Consider the following 1,536-nt stretch of genomic DNA (forward strand, 5'->3'; position numbering starts at 1 on the left):
GTGGAAAACAGCGGGACCCGGCGAATCAGATCCAGATTGGACAGGATGGACATGCGGCTATTCCTCTGATCAGACTGCTGTTGCAACGCGCCTTCATACAATGTCTGGCACAAGGCCGAACACCACGGCTCCAGCGCCTACTCTAAACCACAGCCCCGGGTGATCCGTGGGGCTCTGCATCATGAAGCATACAAAAGTACTGATTCTGGGCTCCGGCCCCGCGGGCTACACCGCCGCCGTCTACGCCGCGCGCGCCAACCTCAACCCGCTGCTCATCACCGGCATCGCCCAGGGCGGACAGCTGATGACCACCACCGACGTGGACAACTGGCCCGCCGACGTGCACGGCGTGCAGGGCCCCGAACTGATGCAGCGTTTTCTGGCGCACGCGGAACGTTTCAACACCGAAATCGTGTTCGACCACATCAACGCGGTCGATTTTTCCAAGCGTCCCTTCGTGCTCAAGGGCGACAGCGGCGAATACAGCTGCGACGCGCTGATCATCGCCACCGGCGCATCGGCCCGCTACCTGGGCCTGCCGTCTGAAGAAGCCTTCATGGGCAAGGGCATTTCGGCCTGCGCCACCTGCGACGGCTTCTTCTACCGCGGCCAGGACGTGGGCGTGGTCGGTGGCGGCAACACCGCGGTGGAAGAAGCGCTCTACCTGTCCAACATCGCACGCAAGGTCACGCTGATCCACCGCCGCGACACGTTCAAGGCCGAAGCCATCCTGATCGACAAGCTGATGGAGAAGGTGAAGGAAGGCAAGATCGAGCTCAAGCTGCACAACGTGCTCGACGAAGTGCTGGGCGACCCCATGGGGGTGACCGGCGTGCGCGTGAAGAACGTGCAGAGCGGCGCCACCGAGGACCTGACCGTCAAAGGCTGCTTCATCGCCATCGGCCACAGCCCCAACACCGAGATCTTCCGGGGCCAGCTGGAGATGAAGGACGGCTACATCCTCACCCAGTCCGGCAACAACGGCATGGCCACCATGACCAGCGTGCCGGGCGTCTTCGCCGCCGGCGACGTGCAGGACCACATCTACCGCCAGGCCATCACCAGCGCCGGCACCGGCTGCATGGCGGCACTGGACGCGCAGCGCTTCCTGGAGCAGCAGGGATAACTCCCTGCGCCGCCTTCGGCGTCTCCCCCCCCTTGAAGGGGGGCGGCACCTGCGACCGGGCAAAGCCCGTTCCGCGGAGCCTCTGGAAAGCAGGCACTTCGTTCCGCCCGCGCCTTGGAACGAAGGCGCTTCGCGCCGCCGGTCGGCGTTTCTGGCGGCTCCTTTCGGGATTGCATATAATCGTCGGCTTTGCTGCAAACAGCCTTCTGGCTGCGCGTTGCAAATTCAGGGTTACCGCCACCCTTTCTTCTGGCGAGGTGAGGCCCCTACCGCACGGGTAGCGGCCGTTTGATGAAATCGGAGTGTCCTCATGGCACGCGTCTGCGACGTCACGGGCAAGAAGCCCATGGTCGGGAACAATGTTTCCCACGCCAACAACAAAACCAAGCGCCGGTTCCTGCCGAACCTGC

2 protein-coding genes are annotated in these 1,536 nt (G+C 63.6%); both read left to right on the plus strand.

The window, feature by feature from the left end; all coding sequences use genetic code 11:
• The first annotated feature begins 181 nt into the window (after nt 1-181).
• Nucleotides 182-1,126 carry a thioredoxin-disulfide reductase gene (gene trxB / locus RMP09_RS14475; RefSeq protein WP_310566686.1) on the plus strand — a complete coding sequence of 315 codons (945 nt, stop codon included), beginning with the start codon at nt 182-184 and terminating at the stop codon, nt 1,124-1,126.
• Nucleotides 1,127-1,436: 310 nt separating this feature from the next.
• Nucleotides 1,437-1,536, plus strand: a 100-nt coding sequence (gene rpmB / locus RMP09_RS14480) for a 50S ribosomal protein L28 (RefSeq protein WP_310566687.1), incomplete at its 3' end; no start/stop codon positions are given.

The sequence above is a fragment of the Hydrogenophaga sp. genome (assembly GCF_031426985.1).
Classification (GTDB): domain Bacteria; phylum Pseudomonadota; class Gammaproteobacteria; order Burkholderiales; family Burkholderiaceae_C; genus Hydrogenophaga.

Coding starts and splice junctions, on each gene's coding strand:
- trxB (WP_310566686.1), top strand. CDS start 182: ATGAAGCATACAAAAGTACTGATTCTGGGCTCCGGCCCCGCGGGCTAC.